Below are 24801 nucleotides of genomic sequence, written 5' to 3'. Positions count from 1 at the left end.
AATCGCGGGCTGGAAGCGAGCGTTGGACTGGTGAAGGAAGATTCCTTCACCAGTCCAACCTTTGAAAAAAGCAACTTTACAAACAAACATTCTCATGGTGATATATGTATAGTCGCAGCAGACGAAAACCAAGTTGTTAGCGGCAAAAAAGAAATAAACATTTGTAAACCGCGGGGCACACGGGGTTAGCTTGGTAATGAAATAGTCATAAGCTATCGTCCCAAGAATCCAACGGCTTGAGCCGTGCGGAGTTGTCAAAATTAACATAACCTTATTATCACCAACTGATTTTGCTCGCGATCACGAAAGAACTTACCAGTTAATTTTCACCCCATGTTTAGCTTGATAGATTCACTACAAAGTATCACTCCTTTTAGAAATACAAGCACCACGAGAGTTGGTTCATAAAGAAACCTGCTCTCGTGGTGCTTGTCAGTCTTTTAAGTTAGGAAATTACGACCATACACTATGCTCTCGAAACAGCCGGTTACACTCTTGGAGTCGCTCTTCCATCTCTTCTTCTGTGCTGGCGACAATAACCAGGGATGCCATATGATCCACACTTGATTTTGGACCATTGAATTTCTCACCTGGTTTGGCAAGTAAACGATATTCGGTTACATAATCTGGCCATACTTCTGCACGGAAACCGTTGAAAATTCCTTTTCTTGGGGGCAGTAGTGCGGAACCCGTCAAAATATGTGGTTTTACTTGTTTTCTTCCACCTGTAGGCAATTCCAAAGGTAATCCGAGCTGGGCATAAATCCAAGATTTATTCAGGTTGATTCCAAAAGATTGATCGATCTGGATATTTACCCTTCCTCCCCCTGTTCTGCTCGCTATTTCACAAAGAATAATTTGATCATCAGGTGTATGGAAAAATTCAGCGTGAAATGGTGTATGCTCTGGAGGAGCCATAATACGTAGGTGTTTCGTTACTCGGTCAGATAGTCTTTTTGCCAAATCAGTTGTCTGATCTAAAATATAACTACCTGTGAATTTACCATCTTCGTGAAAAGATAAACATGATTCAACGTATTTGCTACAAGAAGTAAAGATCAATTCTCCATGATAAATAAACCCATCTACGTGATACAAATCACCTTCTACAAACTTTTCTGCTTCCCAGTTATGCGGGACACCTTCATACAAAATAGTTTCCAGTTGCTCTTGTGTCTCAATAACCATAGTACCTACGGAACCGGCACTGTCAATTGGCTTGATCACAACCGGAAGATTATGCTCTTCCACAAACTCAATCAGATCAAAACTATTATGAATCTCACGGTAAGCCGGGCATGGTAAACCATGTCCATTCGCCAATTCTTTCATTTTGATTTTACTGCGAAAATTCCATGCACTGTCCCATGTCTGACCTTCCAAGCCAAAGCGGCCACGTAAATAAGCAGCACGAAGAACATCTCGTTCGGATAAGCCAATAATAGCACGATATTTATACCGATCAAACAAATCAATTGCTCTTTGTTCCACATTTGCATTGTAATTATAGTTCGAAAAAGACTCGAAATAGGAATAATTTTCTGGATTAAAGTCTTCTGAATATTCGTCGGATGTCAATAAAATTAAATCTTCGTTTAAGTGATTTAACCATTCTTCATATGGTGCAAGATCACGCGAAACACGATTTAAAATTAAAATACTCATGCCATCACTCTTTTCTGAATATTAAAATTTTTGTTTTTACCCTTTCCATGTGCTCCCTCTTAAGATAGACCTTATTTCCAATATGAAGACTGTTCAAACCAATTGGCTATATAAGTTAGTCGATCCTCTATTTCTTCTTCTGTTTCGCCTTGTACTACAAAAGATGCGATATGGTCAATACTTAATTTGGGATGATCATAACGTTGTCCTGGTGTTGCTAGCATACGATATTCCGTTACCCAAGAAGGGGGGCTTTCTGATGGACCAGAAATAAATTCTCCTTTTTTTGGAGGGATAAGAACATCACCCGTTAGAACCCTTTGATCCATTCGCATTACACTTGATACTTGTTCAAATAAATCTATTCCACACTGAGCTTGTACCCAAGCTCGAGTCAAGTGAATGCCATATGCTTGTTCCAAATAAGCATCGAGACGTCCTCCGCCTGTTCGACTAGCGATCTCACACAAAAAAATTTCATCATTTGGAGTATGAAATAATTCTGCATGAAATGCAGTATGTTGCGGAGTATCTAGTGCTTGTAACAAACGAGTTGTAAAAGTTACAAGTCTTTCAAACATCGGATTGTCACGACTGATTAAATAACTAGCATTATACCCACCTGATTGATATGCAAGACATCCGCTCGCATATTTGGAGACAGAAATAAATGCAACCTCTCCTTCGGTAACGAGACCATCCACGTGATACATATTTCCAGCAATAAACGTTTCCACTTCTGTGGAGTGGCATATGCCACTTTCTAAAACCAATTCTAGAGCCAGCGGATCATCAATTACTTGAATATTCTGTGATCCAGCACCATCAACTGGTTTGATCACAACAGGGTAACCATACCTCTCCACAAACGTTATTAAATCCAAATTGGTAGATAAGGATTCAAATTGCGGAACAGCAAGTTGATGCGCTTGTGCAATTTGTTTCATCATTACTTTATCCCGAAAATGGATGGCACTTTCAGGCAACTGTCCTTGCAGCCCAAAATATTGACGCAAGTAACTCGCACGAAGCACATCTCTTTCAGAAATGGCGATAATGGTATGAAATTGATATCGTGCAAATAATTCAATTGCACGGAGCTCCACTTTACCATTGATGTCAAACTGAGGAAAGGATTCGATATAAGCATAGGCTTTCGCTGGGAAACTATCCATTACTTCCTCTGATGTTAGAAGAAGCAATTCTTCATCCAGACCTTTTAGCCATTGTTCATACTGACAACGGTCATGAGCAAAACGGTTAATTATTAAAATGCTCATAAAAACCTCCCCACTGTATGGAGCAATTATTTTATAAGAAGAAACGCACTCCTTTCTGTAATATCTGTGTAAAATTACAAATGTCTTTGCTGGCCTGCTTAAAATTATACCATTTCACCAAATCGTCGATCAACTACAAATAAAAAAAGTTTTCTTAAAAAATAATAGAAATGACCGATTACTCTTCAGCATTGAAGGTATTCGATCATTTCTACTTGACAATTAAACCATGATGGAAGAGTAAGTGCTTTCATAAATCTTTATGCTTTCTTTCTCTCTCATCATAATGATGTAATTAATATAAAGTTGCCACATTGCTCTCCATAGTGGGTCATGATCTGCCTTATAAACGACATTTAACCCGATTTTTCTAGCATCTTGGTAATTAATAACTTGACCATGATTGGGATACTTTTCGATGTTTATCAGCTCTTCAGCAATACGTTTGGCTTCCTCTAGCTGTCCCTTAAACATGGATCGAGACAACCATTTGACGGCTAAACGTTTGGAATGTTCAATCGATTTTAAGCAATAATCGATTAATGCAGCATCTACCCCTTTTAAGAATGGATAGTATGCAGGATTCAGCGCTTGTCCACCTGCATGTTCTCTTTTAATCATTTCCAACCCATTTAAAAAAGCTTGGGCGGGTCGGAATGCAAGCCCAAAAGCGGTGGGGATTGTAACTTGCGGATCGATAGGTCCAAGCTCAGATGTATTGCTCATCAGGATCTCATCTGCAGCTAAACTGACTAACGTTGCAGCACTTTTTGCTGCTTGGGGCACCACAACGCGTAAATGTTTTGTTTTAGCAAGCAGGGTGTGTACAATGATTTCAGCTGCATTTGGATCGCCACCAGGACTTTGAATCATAAGATCAACTTCACTATCTTTATCAAGACTTGTTACCATCTCACTAAATGGAGCAATATCCTCACGAGTAATCGCACTTTCTGGATGGTTGAAATTGGCAATATATACAATCAAACGACGGCCAGTCGCTTTCTCAATCTCTTTCATTAAAGACTGCCTAGTGTATCGATCACGGTGAACAGCTTGGTATAGTGGTTGATTTGGCGGTAGTTGTGACATACTGGGAGATAAAAAATCCACGCCTACCCCCCTTTCTTAGCTAGACCGATAGGGTCTCCCATAAAGTTTTTTTCGTTCTGGTTTCTCTTCTATTGCTACCATGTTTTTCTCAAACTCTTGGAATGACTTAACAAACATTTCAAAGTTTTTATCAGTATTCGTCTCTTCGACAAATTGTTGTTTTGCTCTTAGAAGTGATTGGAACAACCAAAAAACCCCCTTTGATATTTCATCAAACTTAGTATATGCAACCTATTGAATATGATGAACGGTTTATGGTGATCAAAACACTAAGCAACTTTATTTTAACATGGTTTGGACAAGCATGTACATAATTGGAAAAACATTTCAGCGGGAAATCAGTACACCTATTACTTAGAAAACGTATAAGCTACAGTAATCAAACTATCCCCTAGTGTTGCAGGCACATTGGCATAACGAGTCCATAAGTACTCCTCTAATTTGCGTTTATCTTCTCCTTCCACGCGTCCGTTTTCATAGTTATATACGATTAAAGGAATATCAGAACCAGCCTTTGTAAGCTCATCAACAACAACTCTCACTCTGGCATCTTGGTTATTCCCCCATGCTGTCTTATAGCGGTATACAACAATATCAAAATCGTTATCGAGCAGTTTTTCTTTAAATAATTGTTCATCAAAAGGCATAAGTGTTATATCTGTTATTCCTCTGCGCTCAATTGGTTTGAGTTCTCTTGTCTTCATAAGATGTATCTCCTCTTTTGAGCCTGTGATCAATACCCTTACTTTTTTATAAGCGAGTTCACGTTCAATCATATATTGGATCGTCTTCTTTTCCTCTTCAATGCTTTCTTGAAAATGTTGTTTGTTCCGATTTAAGCTTTCTTTTAACTCTTGATCAAACTGGCGTTCCACTTCAGATTTCATAATATCCATCGAGTCATTGATATTTTCTTTAAATTCTTTCCTGCTTTGACCAATCGTAATAGACAAGACAACGGCCATGACTCCAAATAAAAACGCGGCTACTGCAATAAAAATATTGAATGTACTAATTAAATTTTCTTGATTCTTTTCCATATTATCTTTAAAATCATCATTATTCTTTTCTATTAGATTCAATTTTTCATCTAACAAATTGGATTTATTTAATTCTAACTCTAATTCATCTATTTTTTTTTGCATTGACTCCATCTGTGGTTCTGCTGCAAACGTTAAAGGTCTAGGCATAATTGAGATAAGAAGAAAAACGATAAATGTATAAGTAACAATCTTTCGCAATCGAAATACCTCCTGTTTAGAAAAAATCCCATTAATCCAACTATATCGTATTTTGGCAAAATTGGCTTCCCCGTTCATTTTTACGTCATAAAAAATAAGGAATCACATGTGGATTCCTTATCAAATAAAATCTTCAGGTAATAATTTTGCTAAGTCTTCTTTGTCAATATTGCCTTTATTGCCAAGACGTACAGATTGTTTCCGTACAGCATGCTCAAATAAATTCCGAACAAACCTACCATTGCTTGATTTACCACTTTGTATATGCGATCGCAACACAGAATGAACGACATTTTTACATTCTGGTACAATCTGGTATTGTTCCTCTTCAGCTATTTTTAACAAAATCAAATATAATTGATCAACTGTATAATCTGAAAACTGAAATACATTAGGAAAACGCGAAGTAAGACCCGCATTGGTTTGCAAGAAAACATCCATATCATGATCATACCCAGCGAGTATCACCAACAAATTTTCTCGATGGTCCTCGATCGCCTTAACTAACGTATCAATCGCCTCTTTCCCAAAATCACCTTCGGTTTTCGAAGCAAGCGCATAAGCTTCATCAATAAATAAAATTCCACCCAATGCTTCTTGAACGACCTCATTTACTTTTTGTGCGGTTTGTCCTATATATGTTGCAACTAATCCACTTCTGTCTGTCTCTATCAATTGACCTGATTTTAAAACTCCTAATTCTTTCAATGCTTTTCCGATAATTCGCGCAAAGGTAGTCTTTCCTGTACCCGGATTGCCTTTAAAAATCATATGAAGAGATTGCCCCGTTCCTTTTGAAAATCCTCGATCTCTTCGCAACTTTTGAATTTTCACTTGAGCAACAAGACTTCGAATATGTTCTTTTACTTTTTCATTGCCTATTATTTTGGCAAATTCGGCTTCTAAGTCAAAAACTTCATCTGTTTGATTAACTCCAAAATCTTCAGGTCGTAAAATCTTTAATTCCTCTGAAGAACGATAACCATCTTGCTTCAATCTCTTCGATTGTTTACGTATAGCTTCTTGGATGACATTTCGAACCAAACGGCCATTTCCATCATCATTTCTGCCAGCTATTTGCCGACGTTCTAATACGGAAAGCAATGTTTTTTCCACTTGTGGATCAAGTTGGAACTGTTCTTTTGCCAAAGATTTTTTTGCAATCGATAACAATTCTTCTGCTGTATAATCTGGAAATTTAATCTGACTAGGAAATCTGGATTTTAATCCACTATTGACCTTCATAAACTCCATCATTTCCTTGGTGTAACCAGCTAGAATAACAACCAGATCTTCTCTATTTTCCTCCATACCTTTCACAAGAGAATCAATCGCTTCTTTACCGAAGTCATTATCTCCACCTCGTGAAAGAGCATAGGCTTCATCTATAAATAAAATTCCATCAATCGCTTTTTCTATAACTTTTCTCGTTTTTGGTGCTGTATGTCCAATATATTCTCCGACAAGATCTTCTCTTGTCACTTCAACCAAATGTCCTTTGGAAACGACACCAAGTGCTTGGAATATTTTTGCTACAATACGTGCCACCGTGGTTTTCCCAGTTCCTGGATTCCCTGTGTAAATCATGTGCAAACTTTGATTTTGGACATTTTGTCCTATTTTGGCACGTTCAATTTGGATAGCTACCATGTCTTTCATCTCATGTACAAATTCTTTCACTGGTGCTAGTCCAATCATACCATCTAATTCTCGCATGGCTTCTTTTAGTAATTGAGCTCGATCCTCTTTCTTTAACTCAAATATAGATGCTGCTGTCTCCGATGAAAAATCATATTTCCAACCCTGATGATTGGGAATGGATATAGATGCTTGTTGCATCATTTTATCTAATTGTTTTCGTCTTTCTTCTTCCGATATTTGAGTTTGAGCCATTATATTGATACGAAAATAAACGTCTTTTTGTTGTACTGCATAGTGATAAATGCGTTGATTCAAATAGACTTCCAAATATTTTTGTTCTTGAAAAGGAGTAAGTGCACTATTGGCTTGTTGTTTTTCCAAATAAAAATCAAACCAGTCTGGATAATCTTTTCCACAAGATGCAACACGATAGGAATATAGATCTTGATCCAAATTAACCAGATCTATGATCAAATTCGTATAATGGACCAAATTATTTCGAAATCGATCTAACTCACTGCCCTTGCCCATTTTCTCCATTAACCAAGAAGATCGTTCTATAAAATAACCTAAAACAGCTAACCAAATAGGGGTAACCAGCAATAGAACAAAAAAGTAAGGTATAAATTTCCAGGAAACAAAGAGATACGCAAAAAGTATAGCAAATTTGAATACCCAAGGAATACTGAAAAAGCCAATTAATATATAACGAAACATACGCAGAAATGGATAGGAAGCTAGATACTGATTTGTTTTATATTCCGATTTTTTCCTCCAGATGTTCATTTCAGCGGGGGAAATTCTTCGATATCCATCTGAACGTACACGTGTATACAATAATTCAGTTAGTTCAGCCTTTCCTTTCTGTATAGGGGTTTGAGACAAATAAACACCTCCTAAAAACTAAAACATTCTTATTAATCTTACCTTTTGATCAAATGAGACGCAAGATTGGGAAAAGGTAAATAGAACCAACTACGCATAGGTATTCCAACTATTCGAGACAATAATAGAAACATAAAAAAGGGGTGGAACGGTGAAAAAATCCATTTTGGTCTTACAACTCATTTTATTTACCATTGTCCTCATATGGTCGGGTATCCACCCTATTAAACGAAGTATATGGTTTTTCGAGGTAACACCAGCAATTGCATTAATCTTAGTACTGATCTTTACATATAAACGATTCCCTTTGACTCCATTGTCCTATTGGATTATTTTTTTCGGAACTCTCATCATGTTAATAGGTGGTCACTATACCTATGGAGGGGTACCCTTATTTAACTCATTAAAAAAAGCTCTTCACCTTAAGCGAAATGATTTTGATCGATTTGGGCATATATTTCAAGGCATGATTTCTACCGTTTTATTCCGTGAATACTTCGCCCGTATGAAACTATTAAAACAAAAAAAATGGCAATTTCTGATTATAGGCATGTTAAGCTTATCCATCAGTGCTTTTTTTGAGATATTTGAATTCAGTGTTGCATATTTCTTCGATGGTAATATTCAAAACTTTTTAGGCTATCAAGGTGATATTTTTGATTCACACTGGGATATGATTTGCGCATTAATAGGTTCGATAATCATCCTTAGTTTAGGAAAACTTCAAAACAAACAAATGCTTTATATGAAGAAGAAAAAGCAGTGGATAAAACATAGACCACGTCTTCAACCAAATTAACATCAAAAAGCTGTATTTTTTCATACAGCTTTTTTAGTTTTTATAATGATGGATAGCCTCCAAATCATACATACAAACCCTTCATTGTATAGATACTTCACAAAATAATCCCACTATAAATATATTTCATGACTAAAAACTATAGTAAAGTATCCGATAATAAATTAAAATTAAATAGATTCATACCAAATTAGAATAAGTACATAGGGGGTTATTTTTTGGAGTTATCTGTACAAAAGAAACCATTAAAATGGGCACTTACAAATGTTATTGCACTCTCTCTTATTCTTACACCATTTTCGATCGCAACAGCTAAACCAAAAGATGTTGGAGAAACAGCATACAACCAAGTAAAGTATTTATCTGAACAGATTGGGTCAAGAGTAACTGGAACAACTGCTGAAAAAACAGCAAGTGAATATCTTACTGCTCAACTAAAAAATTTAGGATTAAACCCAACCACTCAAAACTTTACGTACACCCGTAAAAACACCACCTATCAATCACAAAATATTATTGCAACAAAGAAAGGGAAATCGAACAAAGAGCTTATTATCGGCGCTCACTATGACTCCATTTCTGTTGGAAAAGGAGCAGATGATAACGGATCCAGTATCGGTGTTGTGCTAGAGACACTCCAAACTCTCTCCAAAAAGAAAACCCCTTTCACACTAAAAATCATTTTCTTTGGATCAGAAGAAGCTGGTTTACAAGGTTCCAAATACTATGTATCTCAAATGACAGATGCCGAGAAAAAAAATACAGTAGCGATGATTAACCTAGATAGCTTAATCGCTGGAGATAATATGTATGTTTATGGTGATCAAGGGAAACAAGGGAAGCTAAGAGACTTAGCGTTAGAGATTGCCAAAAAACATAAAATTCCGATGTCTACTAACCCAGGCTTAAATCCAGACTACCCAGCAGGAACAACTGGTGATTGGAGTGATCATGCTCCTTTTAAAGCTGCTGGTATCCCTTATGCATACTTTGAAGCAACAAACTGGGAAATCGGTGATTTAGACGGTTATACACAAACAGTTAAACATGGTGAAATCTGGCACACAGAAAATGATAACCTCACCTTTTTGGAAAAAGAATTCCCTGGGAGAGTAAAAGAACATTTAAGAGGGTTTACTATTGTTCTCACAGAGTTGATCGAAAAGGCAAATAAAGCATTCTAAATGATAAGAACCTCCATTTTTTTAAATGGGGGTTCTTACTGGGGGTAGAGGGAGCAAAGACCGATTTTGGTATCATTGATCCATTAAATGATTAAATGACTTGAAGCTTTGCAAGTAGTAAACCCAAGTTATTTCGTGTTTATACAGGAAACTTCGGGATGATACGTTCATATTCATACTGAGCGTCGGTTATGGATAATTTAGAATATGCTTCAAGCAATTTACATATATGCTTGGCCAAGAACTCAACTACTGGAAAAGGAATATTTTCTGGTCCACCAGGAAAACAAGCTTCGTGCTGAAAGTATTTAAATAAAACTGTAAATTCTAATTGTGTCTCGAATTTCTTGGCTGCAATCAATAGCCTCTCCGGCTGCAATAAATTAAAATGTTCAATAAATTCTTCTTTTGTCCATTGTTATTTCAACCAAGGTGCAATCCTTTCTAAATTTCCTAGTATGGTTAGAGTCGGTACTTTTCTACCTATCTGAATATAAGGCACTTTGATTTTTCAGGCAAGACCAAAGTAAAAATGCAGAAAGTTCCAATTTCAAAACAAAATTCGGAACAACAATAAATACAAAATGACTGGAGGCTACACATGTGCGATTTCTAGTCATTTTGTATTTGTGTAGGTAATTTGGGAGATGATACCTTTCATAGTCTGGATAAAACATAATTGGTTTGGATATAGTTTCCTGTTGCCGGCAACATAGAAAGGTGTTAAATTAAATATGTGTCCGGCAACATATCATCGAGAAAGGGATATACAAAATTGGAAACGATCAATCCAACTTATATATTTAAAAGGATTAGGAGGTATTTGGAATGGCAATCGGTGATGTAACCAATAAAAGTATTAGCGAATTGATTTCTCTTAAAGATAAAGTGGCAATCGTAACTGGCGGGGCATCAGGTATTGGAAAAGCAACAGCATTGTATCCAATAGTTGTAACTGGCGAAGCCGTGGGGATTGAAAGAATGATTAGTGAATAGTACGTTGCCGACATAATAAATGTGGTCGTCAACTAATATTAAAGGAGTGTTATTTATGAAAAAAATGTGGAGTTCAGTAAAAGTAGGAAGATTAAATCTGTCACACCGACTAGCAATGGCCCCAATGACTCGTAGTAGAGCACAGGAAGATGGGACTCCGGGTGAACTTAGTACCCTTTACTATAGTCAACGAGCATCGCTTGGTTTGCTAATCAGCGAAGGAACACAACCATCTGACGATGGACAAGGATATTTGTGGTCACCTGGAATTTACACCAATAGCCATATGGAAGGGTGGAAAAAGGTAACAGATGCAGTACATGCTGCAGGTGGTTATTTCTTCATTCAATTAATGCATGCAGGGAGAATGTCTCACCCTGACAATACCCCTCACCATCGTCAAGGGGTAGCACCTTCAGCTATTGCACCTGGGGTTCAAATGTTTACAACAAAAGGTATGCAAGATATTCCAACACCACGTGCCTTAACAAAAGCAGAAATTCAAACCACCATTCAAGATTTTGTTCATGCTGATGCGTGTGCAATTGAAGCAGGAGCTGACGGAGTGGAAATACATGGTGCAAATGGGTATTTGGTTCATCAGTTTATAGCGGAAAATGCAAACAGTCGTACCGATGAATATGGTGGTTCTATCGAAAATCGTGCTCGTTTTGCAATTGAAGTAGCAAAAGCAGTTGCAGATGAAATTGGTGCAGATCGTACAGGTTTCCGTATCTCACCAGGAAACTTTGATTTTATGGGCATTGATGAAGGCGAACATGGTTTAGACGTTTATCGATATCTCATACCAGAGTTAGCGAAACTGAATCTTGCCTATTTGCATGTCATGCATGCTGGAAATGATAAATTTCTCCGAGAAATTCATGCCCTCTCGGTTTGGTCGAATGCGTTGCTGGTAAACCGTTCAGGAAGACCTCTTGAGGATATTGATGTCGATATCGAAGCTGGCATTGCGGACGTCGCTCCTATTGGTGCATGGGCATTGGCAAATCCAGATTTTGTTGATCGACTCCAACAAGGTGCTCCATTAAACGAACCCGATCGGACGACATTCTTTGGTGGCGGAAGTAAAGGTTACACTGATTATCCAACATTAGCGGAACTAGAAACTCAAAAACGTTGAGGTGGTTGTATGGATAGAGATAAAAACACGCCAAATATACCAGAAATTCAAGGGATTATGAGTTTCCCTGAATTCCCAGTAGGTTTTTCTATCCTTGCCCTTACACGTGCTCATTACACTTTAGCGTCTAAGCTGCTTCGGGAGATAGGTTTGTTTCCTAGACAAGAATTTATGTTGATGCAGTTATGGCAGCAAGACAATCAGTCTCAAAACTCCTTAGGGAAAATACTATGTCTCGATCATTCCACTGTTGCAAAATCCGTTCGACGACTAGAGGATTCGGGGCTCGTTACCCGAAGAAGATCGCAGAAAGATAAACGTGTCACGATCGTTTCTCTCACACAAGCTGGTCGTGATTTGAAAGACGATGTTTTACAGGCTTGGAGCACACTAGAAATAATTACTACTGATGGACTTTCAGATGAAGAAAAGATGTTATTCCTCCATTTGGCACGGAAAATGGTGTCTACCATTCACTCTTCCATTACAGAGTAATTCATGAAACTGCAAATGTCATTAATGGTACGATTGTGAATGTTGACGATGGATATACAAGTTTTAAAAGTTATTAATGCAAATCAATACGATTGTAGGAAATAGAAGGTTCGTTTAAATGAATCCCTACCTATTCAAAAATAGATAGGGATTCACTTCCTATTTAGCATCGGAAGATATTAGATAAAACGGAAATATTCATGAGAAGGAGGGGTAAACAGCAAATGGAAACGAAAGTAACAGAACATACAGGGGAAATATTGATGCGCATCGTAATGTTCACCGTTACCCTTTCCTCTATGAGTGTATTAATGTTCATTTATGTGCTTCCTGATATTAGTAAAGAGTTTCACCTAACGATTGCCGAGGCAAGCTGGCTCTCTTCTGCTTACAGTTTGATTTACGCTATTGGAACAGTTACGTATGGGAAACTGACGGATAGATACAAACTTAAAAATTTGTTGACGTTTGGCTTACTCATTTTTACGATTGGTTCCCTTTTTGGTCTTTTTTCCCAAACATTTTGGATGGCACTGACCGGAAGGTGTCTTCAAGCCGTTGGAGCAGCAGCTATTCCCGCAACAGCTGTACTGATTCCTATACGCTATTTCGCTCCGGAGCGTAGAGGAAAAGCATTGGCAATGACTGCTGTGGGTTTGGCTCTTGGCAGCGCTCTCGGCCCTGTTATTTCTGCATTCATTGTCAGTATAGCTAACTGGCGTTGGTTATTTGCTGTACCACTTCTCATCTTGATCACGTTACCTTTTTACCGTAAATATTTGGAAGATGAGCAACAAGAGCCCTCTGGAAAATTTGACTGGATTGGTGGAAGTTTGCTAGCGGCTACAGTCGCATTGTTTTTACTTGGTATTACAAATGGAACGATCTGGTTTATCCTCATCGGTTTGCTTGCTCTCGGTTTATTTATCATTCGAATTCGCTTCACTAATGAACCGTTTGTGAAGCCGGAACTCTTTCTAAACAAAAGGTATACACTTGGTTTAACCATTGTTTTTCTTATAAATGGGATTGGTAATTCTCTTTATTTGCTAAGTCCTTTGCTACTCTCCCATGTGCAACGACTCTCAGCTTCATGGATTGGATTTGCAATGGTTCCTGCAGCAACAGCGTCCGCTATTTTTGGCAGAAAAGGTGGCAAACTGGCAGATCGAAAAGGAAATTCGTTTCTATTCTTTCTTTCATCGGGATTGTTATTCACCTGCTTTGTTTTACTCTCTACCTTTACAGGAAGTTCCCCTTTCTTCATTGCTATATTTCTGATTCTTGGTAATGTAGGACAATCCTTTATGCAAATCGCGATGAACAATTCAGTATCCCAGACATTACCAAAGAATCAGGCTGGAGTGGGAATGGGAATGCTGCAGATGTTGAATTTTATTTCGCAATCAATCGCTACCGGGATTTACACCAAAGTAGTGGATCTTGGCTCTCATGTCCACTGGAATCCAATAAACATCCCCTCAGCTGGCTTTATTTATAGCAATATCTATGCTGTTCTTGCTGTTTCGCATATTGTAATTCTAGGAGTTTACTATTTCCAATTCAGTAGAGGCAAAAGCACAAACATCCAGCCAGGAAGTTGAAAAATTATCACTTTGCTACCATTTTTACAAAATCAAAGGGGAGAATCCAATGATAGGGGTGACGAAGATCTTCCTCGAAAGATTGGAGGATTTGGCGGATGTGAAAGCTCGATCAACATTATTTCCAAATATAGATTTTGGAATAATTTATAAATTTAAAAATTATATCTAAAAAAAATCAATTTCATGTTTGAGCTTGAGTCTTTAAATTCGAACAAAATAAAAGCGGATCAGGGAGGATTTATCTTATGAAACGAAATACAAACATAAAGTGGAATGCAAATATCGCAAAGCAGATTGACCTCACGGGAATGAACGTTGTGTTTGTTGGTGGAACCGGCGGCATAGGCCGAGCTCTTAGTCGTATGATGGCCTCACGTGGAGCGAATGTTACTGTCGTAGGTCAGACATTCCGTGATGCGGGAATATCAGGCATATCGTCTATCAAAGCTGATCTGAGCCTTATGACAGAAGTACGGCGTGTCGTGAAGTTGTTACCTGCAGAAGATCTGGATCTGCTTGTCATAACAACAGGCATCTTTGCCGCACCGAAGCGCCAAGAAACCAGTGAAGGTTTGGAGCGAGATATGGCGGTAAGTTATCTGAATAGGTTAGTGCTACTAAGGGAAGTTGCCCCAAGACTCGGCAAAGTTCGTTCTAACACGAATGGAAAGCCAAGGGTATTTATCATGGGCTTTCCTGGTACCAACCAGTCCGCCAAGATAGATGATCTTAATTCCGAGCACGCATACAGCACCATGTCTGCACACATGAATACGGTAGTTGGTAACGAAGCACTCGTGCTTGATTCAGCCAAACGCTATCCACATGTCAACTTCTTTGGTCTCAATCCAGGACTGATGAAAACTAATATTCGTAGCAATATGCTTGGTGAGAATAGCCTTAAGTTCCGTTTCTTAGAGTCGCTGATTGGTCTCATGTCGCAAAGTCCCGAGAAGTATGCCAAGCGTATCGTACCGCTCTTTGTATCTCCAAATATTGAGCATCATAGCGGCGCGATGTTTAACCGAAAAGGTCTTGCTATCCACCCCTCTGCGAATATGACAGATGATTATGTGAGTGAGTTTATTACAGCCTCGGAAGACTTGATTTTTCGAACAAAAATGGATTGAAAACAATAATTCTTTGGGAACAGAAGTGGGGATGAAAAGTAACACTTTATAGGGAAGATACTCAAAGCGAGGAATTGATGATGCCTTCATCCAGCCTTATTCCGGAAGACATGCAAGCAGGCAATCGTCTAAGTTAGCCTTAATCAATACTCAGTACGAATATGAACGTGTGATCCCTAAGTTTCCCGTATAAACACGAAATGACTTAAGTTGCATGTTGCAATTTAAGTCATTTTTTTCATTTAATGGATTGAAAATACCAAAATCAGCCTTCTCTCCCTCTACTCCTACTGCGTTACTTTCATCTTCCCTCCTCCCATATCCTACTTCTTCTCTTGATTTTGCAGTTTTTGCAAATAATCGTCTAAAGAATCCAATCTCTCCTCCCAAATCAGCTGGTAAGAATACAACCAATTTTGAAATTCTTGAAATGGCCCAGCACGAAGTTTATAGATACGTCGATTTGCTTCTGGTTGCACTTGAACAAGACCAGCTTCACTCAAAACTTTTAAATGCTTCGATACTTGTGGTTGCCGTAGATGCAATTGATCTGCAATTTCACCAACCGTAAGTGGCCCATTCTTTAACAATTCTACAATTTTAAATCTATTTGGTTCAGCTAATGCTTGAAATGTCTCTTTCATATTCAAATATTACCAATTAGGAATATTCCAGTCAAGGAATACCATTGTATATTTAGAAGAAATAAAATAACATATAGCCGATAGAAATACCTGCAATATATTTTGTCTTTTTGTTGACCATTATTTTTTATATTTTACTCCAATAAATAAATACTAGATACAAGAGGTGAGCAGGTTGATAAAACTTAGTGTGTTAGATCAATCCTTAATTTCGGCTGGTTCAACAGCCGCAGATGCACTACAAAATACAGTACGATTAGCATCTGAAACGGATAAATTGGGATATACACGTTTTTGGGTATCAGAACACCATTTTGCTAAAAATTTGGCTGGTTCAAGTCCAGAAGTTCTGATGAGCCATTTGGCTACTGTTACCGATAAGATTCGAATCGGTTCAGGAGGTGTCATGCTTCCTCATTATAGCGCTTATAAAGTGGCAGAGAATTTTCGAGTGCTGGAAGGATTATTTCCCAATCGTATTGATCTAGGACTTGGAAGAGCTCCGGGTGGAACACATCTAGCAACCAGAGCTTTGCAAGAATATAGAAATACATATACAGATAAGTATCCGGAGCAATTAGACGACTTAATTACTTACTTGCACGATTCAGCCGATAAAGATTTTCGATTCCCTTCCCTTTTTGCTACCCCAAAAATCGAAACTGCACCAGAAATGTGGCTGTTAGGATCAAGCGGGGGCAGCGCTCTTCTAGCAGCACAAAGGGGAACAGGTTACGCATTTGCCCAGTTTATAAATGGGGAAGGCGGAGCAGATGTTGTTCACTATTATCGCGAGCATTTTCAACCTAGTATTATAAATGAAAAACCTCAAACATTACTTGCCATAATTGTTTTTTGTGCAGAAACAGATGAATTGGCAGAAGAACTGGCAGTGAGCGGTGACCTAGCTTTATTGTTATTAGAAAAAGGAGCATCATCACAAGGTCTCCCTACTATAGAAGAAGCAATTTCCTATCCTTATACGGATCATGATCGATATCGAATTGCAATAAACCGAAAACGAATGGTTGTTGGCAGTCCTTCTACTGTAAAGAAACAAATCGAAAATCTATGCGATATTTATCAGACAGAAGAAGTTATGATCGTATCATTTCTGAATGATCAAGCGCAAAAAATAAATTCTTATCGACTACTAGCTGATACCTTTAAGCTAAAACATTAAATAGAAAAAGTGTTAGATTTCATAAAAAGTACACATATCTGTGCGCATTTTTTACTCCATTCGACTATCGAGTTGATAAGATGGTAAAGATGGTTTTAAAAATAGCAAATAGGAAGTGGAATACATGGGTGAAATGGTTACTACCTTTGAAGGTTGGTATGTAAGCCACGATTTTCGCGTTATGGATTGGACAAGTTGGAAATCGACTGACCTTCAAACAAGAGAAAGAATAATACAACAATTACTTGACTTAACTCATTCTTATCGTGCAATAGAAGATAACCAACAAGGTAGTTTTGGACTATTTTCCATCCTTGGTCAAAAAGCGGACTTACTCTTTGTACATCTACGCCCTACATTGGAAGAACTTAACGAAGTTAAAAATCAATTTGATAAAACTGACTTTGCAGGATTTCTTCTTCCTGTTTACTCTTATACCTCTGTCGTTGAATTAAGTGGATATCAAATGCGGCCTGGTACAGACCCAGATACAGACCCCCATATCCAAGCCCGTTTAAAACCAATCTTACCAAAAAGTAAATATATAAGTTTTTATCCGATGGACAAACGCCGTGATGGTGAGGATAACTGGTATATGCTTTCGATGGAAGACAGACGCAGTATGATGAAGAGCCACGGGCTAATTGGCCGTTCTTATGCTGGAAAAGTAAAACAAATCATTACTGGTTCCACTGGGCTAGATGACTGGGAATGGGGCGTTACATTATTCGCAGAAGATCCCCTTCAATTTAAGAAAATCGTTCAAGAAATGCGTTTTGATGAAGTGAGTGCTCGTTTTGGAGACTTCGGCTCTTTCTATACAGGTTGCCGACTTATGGATGAAGAATTAAATAAATATCTTTCCATTTAATTATCAGAAGGGGGATGATCTCATATCATCCCCCTTTTTCGTTGAAAAAAAGAGTTGCAAGAGCAACAAATATTTTATATAGTGGAACATACGATCTACTTAATCATCCTACTGGTTCGTATTTTTGTACTTGCAATGACCGTTATGAGTTTCGATGATATTGAAATGTCACTTTCACAAAGAAACATTTGAGTTTATGGAATGTCAACTAGTTAATCTTATTGACAATTTTAATCATCTTAGAAGCAGCGTATTCCAAATCCTCTAGATCTTCTTTATCCAATGACTGCAATTTCTCACAGATTTCTTTCCAATGTTCTCTTACTACTTCTTTTCCCTTTTCTGTAATCGATAAGTTTACAATTCGTCTATCTTTCGCATCTTGTTCTTTTATGACATATTTTTTCTCTTCCAATTTGCATATTAAAGTAGTCAACTGTTGCTTACATATTTCCGTTTTCAAGGATAACTGTGTCATGGAAATATTGGACTCACATTGAAGTAGACTTTCTAACAGATGAATTTGCAACGATGTCAAATCAGACCGTTTTCGAGTGTGAAACTTTTCATAAAACAGGGGTAATAGTCTAATAAAATTATCTGCAACACACCCTATTTCTGCTGTCATTATCAAACAACCCTTTCAATTTAAAATAAGTTGACATTTAGTAAACAATAATTTATTATCTAACATAGCACAGTATGAATTATATACAATTTATCTGTGTTAATCTACTATCCTCTATTCAATTTTATAAACAAATACTAACGGATTAGAGAAAAGAAAGGAATTTTTATTGTGTTTTAGTCTATTTACATGAACCATGCAATAGAAACTTTTTTATGGATTCCAGCCTATAAAACGTTTCAAAAATTGCATACATTTCTATTTACGTAAGAATGAAAATACAAAATTCGACATAACCTTGATAAATGAAAAAATGGAAAGGACGATATCGATGACTTCGAACAATCACCAAGAACCAAATATGCAACGCTTGGTTCCTTGGATCATTTATATTATCTTCTTTGCTGTACTAAATGAGACAGTTTTCAATGTCTCCACTCCAAATATCGCAAGTCAGTTTCACCTTAATCCTTCCCAAGTAAGTTGGATCATCACCATATTTATCATCTTTTTTGGAATGGGTTCTGTAATCTATGGAAAACTCTCAGATACCTTCAGCATTAAAAAGCTAATTTCTTTTGGTATCCTCTTATATAGTATGAGTTCCGTTGTTGGTTTTATATTTCATTCCAACTACCCGATCGTTATCGTTGCACGAGCTCTTCAAGGTGCTGGAGCTTCCGCTATTCCAGCATTGGTCATGATCATTATCGCAAGATATTTTACAAAAGAACAACGAGGTAAACTGTTTGGAATAATTACCTCTACTGTATCCTTTGCTATTGGTATAGGACCTGTTTTAGGAGGTTATGTATCTGGAACGTACCATTGGTCCTATCTGTTTGTAATTCCAGTATTTTCATTAGTGTCTCTACCCTTTATCCATCGGATACTGCCAGATGAAGCAGGCGATGGAGGAACATTGGACATTTTTGGTACACTACTCATGGGGATAACAGTGTCTTCTCTTATTCTCTACTTGACCGAAGCTGACTGGTTTTATCTCCCTGTGTTTGTAGTTGCTTTGATCTGGTTTATCATCCATATACGTCGTACAGCCAACCCCTTTGTGGAACCTGAACTTTTTTCCAATCGGCTTTATCGTAATGGATTGATCATTGGATTTCTCATTTTTAGTACCGTGATGGCTGTAATGTTTGTTCTCCCACTCATGCTACATGACCTTTATCAACTCAAAACACAATCTATTGGTCTTATTATGTTCCCAGGAGCTTTTAGTGCTGTTATATTCGGAACCGTGGCTGGGAACTTAACAGTAAAAAAAGGAAGCCACTTTGTTGTTTATCTTGGATTAGGACTTATTACCCTCAGTCTCTTTTTACAATCTTCCGTAGTAGGAGCATGGGTATGGTATTTCGGTATTGTTCTAGTTGTTCAGTATGTGGGCTTTTCTTTCCTACAGACAGCTTTGATCGAAAGTGTGACGAATATATTGCCAAACAAACAAATCGGAGTAGGTATGGGTTTTTATAATTTGATTACTTTCGTTTCTGGAGCTATTGGAACTGCACTTGTATCCAAGGCAATGGAATTACCTATTCTAAAAGTAGCCATACACCCACTAGTATCCAATCCTAATGCGTATTTGTTCAGCAATCTCATGTTAATCTTTACTTTAATCGTCTTAGCTAGCGCCCTCCTGTATTTCTTTACATTTGGAAAACAAGAAAACCTAACCGAAGAATCCGCCTAACCCTGAAACCGACCATTAAAGGTCGGTTTTTCTATGATGACAGCACCTTTGTTGGAGAAAAAGGAAAATTTCAATATTGTATACGAATTAAAATTGTGCTATAGTTAACTCACTTAAATTTAGAGCGGAGGGGTTTCCATTGGTATGGGTAAAATTGCGTCTCATCACTTGTGTCGCTAACTGAATAGTGATCAAAAACTCTGCAGGCACAGAGTTAGTGGGATTCGTCTACCTTTTTCGATGGGAAACCAGAATTTGCATACAAAAAGAGGGTATGATAAGACAAATCTACCCTCTTTTTGCTGCGCTTTTTTATCAAATAGATAAAAAAACTCAAGTTCATCAACGCAGATTTCTTTTTATCAACAAGGATAGGCAACCCTAAAATTGATTGCTTTGCGACACATCCATTAGCAAGGATAGAACTTCTATCCATAAAAAACAAATGAAGAATAAAGTGAGGTAAGCTAATTGGAACCATTACAAAAAGCAATCATTGTCGGAGTGAAACTACAACATCAGGATGATTTCGAAACGACTTTTATAGAGCTTGCAGATTTAGCTGCGGCATGTGATGTGGAAGTTGTCGGAGAAGTAGTGCAAAAACTCGATCACATCCAAGCATCTCATTATATTGGCAAAGGAAAAGTAAAAGAAGTTTTACGACAGATCGAGGAAAAAGAAGCAAATCTTGTCATCTTTAACGATGAACTCTCTCCTACTCAAATTCGTAACTTAGAAGCAGATTTGGATTGTAAAGTCATCGATCGTACCATTTTGATCTTGGATATTTTTGCTCAACGAGCAAAAACAAAAGAAGCTCAACTACAGGTCGATGTTGCACAGTTGCAATACATGCTTCCACGTTTAGTAGGGCTAAGAAAATCACTTGGCAGACAAAGTGGTGGTGTCGGAACTCGTAATAAAGGAATAGGAGAGAAAAAGCTAGAACTAGATAGACGAAAAATTGAAGAACAAATTGATCGTTTAAATAAGGAATTAAAGTTGCTCGTTTCTAGCCGACAAACACAGCGGAAACAGCGAAAAAAAAGCGGTATTCCCATCGTTTCACTCGTTGGATACACCAATGCAGGAAAATCAACGATCATGAATGCTATCGTAGAGCAATCTCAACACATTCCTGCAAAACAAGTATTGGAAAAAGATATGTTGTTTGCTACTTTGGAAACCACGATAAGAAAGGTTGAACTTCCGGATCAAAAATCCTTTTTGCTAACTGACACAGTCGGTTTTGTAAATAAACTTCCACACCATCTGGTCAAGGCTTTCCGATCTACACTAGAAGAAGTAAAAGAAGCAGATTTATTACTACATGTCGTCGATTTTTCCAGCCCAAATTATAAGCAGATGATGGATGTCACCAATCAAGTATTAAAAGAAATAGGTGTGGAAAATATCCCTGTTATTTATGTTTATAATAAAGCAGACTTAATCAACTTCAGCATTCCACTGGTAGAACAAAGCGCAGTAACTTTATCTGCACAAAAGAGAATTGGAATAACAGATTTACTGCAAATGATCCGTACTGAAATCTATAAAGACTATCAGCAATACGAAATGCTCATTCCTTATTCGCAAAATCATCTCCTTGCGCATTTAAAAAGCAAAGCAACTATTTTATCGACCGAGTATGAGGAGAATGGTGCAAAAGTTATTGCGGAGTGTAGGCAAGCTGATGTGGAAAAGTATCGTTCATATGTAATTCAAGAAAGTCATATGTAACTCACAAAGGCTATCCAAGAGGATAGCCTTTCAGACTGAATATCAGGTATTTCACTATGTGGTTGGAGGATACATATCATTTAACATTTTTTGCAATGCACGAAGATCAAACCCTCGTTTTAACAAAAGTACACAGTTTGCATTGGCTTCCATTGCCCAAGTTACTTTTTCATTGATTTCACTCGGATGTTTGCTGCTGCGAATACCAATGAGCTGGTAATCTTTAAAATAAGAAAGATCATACATATTGTCTACCATATCATCACCATTTTCCGATTTAATTTGAGAGATAAACGCATCCCAGCCACTTACTCTCAATTTACGTGGACAATTTTTTTTGCTCCAATGATAGTGTTGAACTACATTATTAATCGGAATATTATGTTTATTCATCAGATATTTGGTAAGCCAAACAGCATTTTTTTTTGCTTTTGAAAAATCCCCATCTTGGTTCACGCATATTTCTATCGCTAAACTTTTTCTGTTCCCTGTTCCATTTGAACCATCCATTTGCCTTCAGTGTGATTCGCAACGTCACACCCGTTCCTTATCGAAACTGCTTATAGTTACCTATAAGATGAGACTATATCATCATCCCTAACAGGATGCCCCCTGTTTCCACTATCATAAGCTTATAGTGTACTCCCTTTCGGGATAGTCGTTGAACCTTACCTATCGGTTATTAAAAGAGAACCGAAATAGGTATTGGCTGCTGATTGCCCTTGAAAGGGTGTTCCAGCAATTAAAGGGGTTATCATCTGCATATTACTATACAGAGGGGCAAATATTTACCCGCATGCCAAGCTACTTCGTTATCAGGTATAGACTGCCAAATTTCATGGTCATCAACGGAGTAATGCCAGCTAGCAGTTCTATTATTCCCTGAGACTTGTAATCGCGCATGGGCATCCGCATCTGCGCCCTTATCCGTATTATCTGTTTCATGTATAGTAATCCATTTAGGATTCATCGGAATACCAGGTCTTGTTTGTGTATTGCTCTTTGGTATAAATTTTTGTTTTATCTCCATTCTCCTCAACTCCTTTCTCTATTATGATAGATTTAATGATTCAGGAAGGGAACGGCTATCACTGACTTCTATCTTTTTTCATTAATTTTCAATTTCTGGAGGAGATAAAATAATGTTTACTTACATTTACATCTTAGGTTTAATAGCTATGATGATTATCCGCACACCATTTAATAAACAAATAAGTAAAAACGATATTATCGATAAACGAAAAACGCCATTAGAAGTGCTTATAGTGACGGTCATGATCATCGGCGTCTTGGTAATTCCATTTCTCTATTCCATCACTGCTTTGTTTCACTCTAAAGATTTTGCGTTTCCCATGTGGGGGAGATTGTGTGGATTACTTCTATCGATTGCTGCTCTCAGGTTGTTTTGGAAATCTCATAAAGACTTGGGACTTAACTGGTCCCCCACTTTAGAGATTCGTTCCGGCCACCAATTGATTCAAACAGGCGTATATCGTTATATTCGACACCCCATGTATGCATCTTCACTCCTTTGGGGAATAGCACAATTCTGGATGTTAGCAAATTGGGTTGTAGGTCTCTCTCCTTTTGTTTCATTCTTACTGTTATATCTCTTTCGAGTAAAAAAAGAAGAACAAATGATGGTAGATAGATTTGGAGACGAATATAAATCGTATATGAAACGAACAGGTAGAATCATTCCTCGATTGTTTAATAAATAAAAAAGCGAAGAAAAAAATTTTTTCTAATATCCTCCTTTCCCTTGTTGTATTTTGCAGCCATATGTACAAAAAAGAGGTAGAGAATGATCTCATACCTCGCTTAATCCATCGTCATTAAAACAACCATTTACTAAGTGTAAGTGGTTGTTTTATCCATCGACCAGTTCCTCCAAAGCGTTAGAAAAACATGTTTTGCTTATTTCCAAAATAGCTTTTGCATATAGTTGAATTTCCTTTTGCGCATCATGTTTTAACCGCTGATTTAAGAAATGACACACTGACTGTAACGAAGCTGTCCAATACCAGCGAACATACATCCCGTACGAAGGTAAAAACAGCCTAGCTTGTTCCGCACATATCCCATCTTTAAGAGCTTGCTCATATAAGGTTACTCCAAACTCTACATAGTCCATCAACTTTTTCGTATAAGTCTTCCCTAGTTCCCAAACTACTGCTTGTCCACTTCCTTGCTTGGAATTCTCTGGTTTTTTCCTCCACTCTTCTGGTTTCGGTATATAAAATACTGGCTCTTCTGTGATATATCGTCTGCTGGACTCATTCCAAGCTTCTAGACTATCTCCAGTCCCTTCAAAATGAGCAGAACCTATAACATATTTCCACCATTGTCTCGCAACCATCAAAGGCGCATAAACTTCAAATTGCAACATTGCATGGCGAAATGGTGAAGTATGGCCTTCTCGAGCCAGAAATGCAATCAATCGTTTATCTTGATCATTAAGCTCTTTTGATTCTTTGGCATAAGATACCCTAGCAGCATTTACAACAGTCAAATCAGAACCCATATTGTTGACCAAACGAACATAACCTTTATCCAACACATATTGAAAAGAGATAATAATACCTTCTTTCCTTGCAATATATGCAATCGTTCTATGATGCTGGTGACAGGCCGGAACACGTCGAAGTGAACCAGGCTGTCACATGGCTCCATTTTGGAGCCACCAGCAGAAATCCCCGCTCAAGTGTTCTTAAGAGTCACTGCACCCGTCAGAAAACCGCCGGCAATAGAGCATACAACCGCTGTCATGCCGTATCCAAGGGACTGCAGGAATGGTGCAGCAGAAAATGCCATGATGCATCCAACAGCACAAACTAC

The 24801-nt window shown here is 37.7% G+C and carries 23 protein-coding genes and 1 pseudogene; 12 read left to right on the top strand and 12 right to left on the bottom strand.

Translation table 11 applies throughout. The features are described from left to right. Window positions 1-453: 453 nt before the first annotated feature. The 6 genes from AC5WOF_RS16175 to AC5WOF_RS16150 all read right to left on the bottom strand — a co-directional run bounded on the left by AC5WOF_RS16175 (window position 454) and on the right by AC5WOF_RS16150 (window position 7825). Window positions 454-1665 (bottom strand): ATP-grasp domain-containing protein, encoded by a 1212-nt coding sequence (locus AC5WOF_RS16175; protein ID WP_496050989.1) that lies wholly within the window; start codon window positions 1663-1665, stop codon window positions 454-456. Between the two features lie 71 nt (window positions 1666-1736). Next, complete coding sequence (locus AC5WOF_RS16170; RefSeq protein WP_496050988.1) at window positions 1737-2945, bottom strand: ATP-grasp domain-containing protein; 1209 nt, start codon at window positions 2943-2945, stop codon at window positions 1737-1739. Window positions 2946-3167: 222 nt separating this feature from the next. Then, window positions 3168-4058 carry an SDH family Clp fold serine proteinase gene (locus AC5WOF_RS16165; RefSeq protein WP_496050987.1) on the bottom strand — a complete coding sequence of 297 codons (891 nt, stop codon included), beginning with the start codon at window positions 4056-4058 and terminating at the stop codon, window positions 3168-3170. 15 nt (window positions 4059-4073) lie between these two features. Further along, a complete protein-coding gene (locus AC5WOF_RS16160) occupies window positions 4074-4244 on the bottom strand; it encodes a hypothetical protein (protein ID WP_496050986.1) in 171 nt (56 codons plus the stop codon). Window positions 4245-4408: 164 nt separating this feature from the next. Further along, window positions 4409-5299 (bottom strand): hypothetical protein, encoded by an 891-nt coding sequence (locus AC5WOF_RS16155; RefSeq protein ID WP_496050985.1) that lies wholly within the window; start codon window positions 5297-5299, stop codon window positions 4409-4411. A 120-nt stretch (window positions 5300-5419) separates the two neighbouring features. Then, window positions 5420-7825, bottom strand: a complete 2406-nt coding sequence (locus AC5WOF_RS16150; RefSeq protein ID WP_496050984.1) for an AAA family ATPase — start codon at window positions 7823-7825, stop codon at window positions 5420-5422. Between the two features lie 151 nt (window positions 7826-7976). Between AC5WOF_RS16150 and AC5WOF_RS16145 the strand changes: the two genes are divergently transcribed. Then, window positions 7977-8624, top strand: a complete 648-nt coding sequence (locus tag AC5WOF_RS16145; protein ID WP_496050983.1) for a DUF2238 domain-containing protein — start codon at window positions 7977-7979, stop codon at window positions 8622-8624. A 218-nt stretch (window positions 8625-8842) separates the two neighbouring features. Continuing rightward, window positions 8843-9808 (top strand): M20/M25/M40 family metallo-hydrolase, encoded by a 966-nt coding sequence (locus AC5WOF_RS16140; protein ID WP_496050982.1) that lies wholly within the window; start codon window positions 8843-8845, stop codon window positions 9806-9808. 139 nt (window positions 9809-9947) lie between these two features. Here AC5WOF_RS16140 and AC5WOF_RS16135 read toward each other — a convergent pair. Then, window positions 9948-10208: pseudogene (locus AC5WOF_RS16135) on the bottom strand (DUF4158 domain-containing protein); the annotation flags it as partial. A gap of 428 nt (window positions 10209-10636) precedes the next feature. Between AC5WOF_RS16135 and AC5WOF_RS16130 the strand changes: the two are divergent. The 5 genes from AC5WOF_RS16130 (at window position 10637) to AC5WOF_RS16110 (ending at window position 15180) form a co-directional block, all read left to right on the top strand. Next, window positions 10637-10804 (top strand): hypothetical protein, encoded by a 168-nt coding sequence (locus AC5WOF_RS16130; RefSeq protein ID WP_496050981.1) that lies wholly within the window; start codon window positions 10637-10639, stop codon window positions 10802-10804. Between the two features lie 55 nt (window positions 10805-10859). Then, the gene (locus tag AC5WOF_RS16125; RefSeq protein ID WP_496050980.1) at window positions 10860-11948 is read left to right on the top strand and encodes an alkene reductase; all 1089 of its coding nucleotides are present in this window, start codon (window positions 10860-10862) and stop codon (window positions 11946-11948) included. A 9-nt stretch (window positions 11949-11957) separates the two neighbouring features. Then, window positions 11958-12443, top strand: a complete 486-nt coding sequence (locus AC5WOF_RS16120) for a MarR family winged helix-turn-helix transcriptional regulator (RefSeq protein WP_496050979.1) — start codon at window positions 11958-11960, stop codon at window positions 12441-12443. Window positions 12444-12667: 224 nt separating this feature from the next. Beyond that, entirely contained in the window at window positions 12668-14047 is a 1380-nt protein-coding gene (locus AC5WOF_RS16115) for an MFS transporter (protein ID WP_496050978.1), read from the top strand. 248 nt (window positions 14048-14295) lie between these two features. Next, complete coding sequence (locus AC5WOF_RS16110) at window positions 14296-15180, top strand: SDR family NAD(P)-dependent oxidoreductase (RefSeq protein ID WP_496050977.1); 885 nt, start codon at window positions 14296-14298, stop codon at window positions 15178-15180. 323 nt (window positions 15181-15503) lie between these two features. Here the strand turns inward: AC5WOF_RS16110 and AC5WOF_RS16105 are convergent, their stop codons facing one another. Then, entirely contained in the window at window positions 15504-15824 is a 321-nt protein-coding gene (locus AC5WOF_RS16105) for an ArsR/SmtB family transcription factor (protein ID WP_496050976.1), read from the bottom strand. Window positions 15825-15999: 175 nt separating this feature from the next. On the opposite strand from AC5WOF_RS16105, the gene AC5WOF_RS16100 reads away from it, so the two are divergent. Both AC5WOF_RS16100 and hemQ read left to right on the top strand, forming a co-directional pair. Continuing rightward, window positions 16000-17007, top strand: coding sequence for an LLM class flavin-dependent oxidoreductase (locus AC5WOF_RS16100; RefSeq protein ID WP_496050975.1), 1008 nt, complete (start codon window positions 16000-16002; stop codon window positions 17005-17007). Between the two features lie 124 nt (window positions 17008-17131). Next, complete coding sequence (hemQ, locus tag AC5WOF_RS16095; RefSeq protein WP_496050974.1) at window positions 17132-17878, top strand: hydrogen peroxide-dependent heme synthase; 747 nt, start codon at window positions 17132-17134, stop codon at window positions 17876-17878. 208 nt (window positions 17879-18086) lie between these two features. Here the strand turns inward: hemQ and AC5WOF_RS16090 are convergent, their stop codons facing one another. After that, complete coding sequence (locus AC5WOF_RS16090; protein ID WP_496050973.1) at window positions 18087-18506, bottom strand: MarR family winged helix-turn-helix transcriptional regulator; 420 nt, start codon at window positions 18504-18506, stop codon at window positions 18087-18089. 331 nt (window positions 18507-18837) lie between these two features. Between AC5WOF_RS16090 and AC5WOF_RS16085 the strand changes: the two genes are divergently transcribed. Together AC5WOF_RS16085 and hflX are read left to right on the top strand one after the other, a co-directional pair. Continuing rightward, window positions 18838-20220: an MFS transporter gene (locus tag AC5WOF_RS16085; protein WP_496050972.1), complete on the top strand. Its 1383-nt coding sequence runs from the start codon at window positions 18838-18840 to the stop codon at window positions 20218-20220. A gap of 471 nt (window positions 20221-20691) precedes the next feature. Further along, on the top strand, window positions 20692-21963 hold the full coding sequence (gene hflX, locus AC5WOF_RS16080) for a GTPase HflX (RefSeq protein WP_496050971.1): 1272 nt from the start codon (window positions 20692-20694) through the stop codon (window positions 21961-21963). A 54-nt stretch (window positions 21964-22017) separates the two neighbouring features. Here the strand turns inward: hflX and AC5WOF_RS16075 are convergent, their stop codons facing one another. Then, window positions 22018-22473: a peptidoglycan recognition protein family protein gene (locus tag AC5WOF_RS16075; RefSeq protein WP_496050970.1), complete on the bottom strand. Its 456-nt coding sequence runs from the start codon at window positions 22471-22473 to the stop codon at window positions 22018-22020. Window positions 22474-22717: 244 nt separating this feature from the next. Further along, window positions 22718-22993, bottom strand: a complete 276-nt coding sequence (locus AC5WOF_RS16070) for a peptidoglycan recognition protein family protein (RefSeq protein WP_496050969.1) — start codon at window positions 22991-22993, stop codon at window positions 22718-22720. Between the two features lie 112 nt (window positions 22994-23105). Between AC5WOF_RS16070 and AC5WOF_RS16065 the strand changes: the two genes are divergently transcribed. Beyond that, the gene (locus AC5WOF_RS16065) at window positions 23106-23684 is read left to right on the top strand and encodes a protein-S-isoprenylcysteine O-methyltransferase (RefSeq protein ID WP_496050968.1); all 579 of its coding nucleotides are present in this window, start codon (window positions 23106-23108) and stop codon (window positions 23682-23684) included. Window positions 23685-23833: 149 nt separating this feature from the next. On the opposite strand, the gene thyX is transcribed toward AC5WOF_RS16065, so the two are convergent. Then, window positions 23834-24499 (bottom strand): FAD-dependent thymidylate synthase, encoded by a 666-nt coding sequence (thyX, locus tag AC5WOF_RS16060; protein ID WP_496050967.1) that lies wholly within the window; start codon window positions 24497-24499, stop codon window positions 23834-23836. Between the last annotated feature and the right edge of the window lie 302 nt (window positions 24500-24801).

It is taken from the genome of Shimazuella sp. NTD250, assembly GCF_059510375.1.
The sequence above is the reverse complement of the archived record's forward strand: the minus strand, read 5'-3'. Positions and strand labels throughout refer to the sequence as shown.